The 554-nt window shown below is 64.3% G+C and carries 1 protein-coding gene; it reads left to right on the plus strand.

Annotated features, from left to right (window positions below; all coding sequences use genetic code 11):
* Nucleotides 1–126: 126 nt before the first annotated feature.
* The coding region (locus AC1DX0_RS36925) for a cupin domain-containing protein (RefSeq protein WP_477359616.1) at nt 127–554 on the plus strand (428 nt) is incomplete at its 3' end.

Genomic DNA, 554 nt, shown 5'->3' on the forward strand with positions numbered 1-554 from the left:
GACCGTGGTGGCGGCTGCAACAATTGCCGCCTAAGCTTTGATCACTGCGGAGAGCGGCATACGCGGCCTGCGGGACAAGGCACTGCAACTGGTCGCACGACCGGACCGGCGCCGGGAGGAACGAAGATGAATCCGGACTTGGAAGTTGTCCAGATCAGACGAGGCGAGTCGTTCAAGGCGTGGGCCCACGGCTACCCCTTTCACACCGTGCGCTGGCACTTCCATCCCGAATACGAAATCCATCATGTCGTCGCCACGTCAGGTCGCTATTTCGTCGGAGACTTCATCGGCGAATTCGAGCCAGGCAACCTCGTGCTTACCGGTCCGAACCTGCCGCACAATTGGGTCAGCGACGTGCCGGCCGGCGTTTGCGTGCCGCTGCGCGGCCGCGTCGTCCAGTTCTCGCAAGAATTCATCGCCGACGCCACCACTGCACTTCCCGAGCTCGCCGGCTGCACCGGCATCCTCGAGCTCAGCCGCCGCGGCGCACTGTTTTCGGCTGCCACGGCAGAACTTGCCGGGCCGGTGCTGGCCGAACTGGTCGAGGCGCAAGG

Source organism: Mesorhizobium sp. P3_A9, from assembly GCF_056402975.1.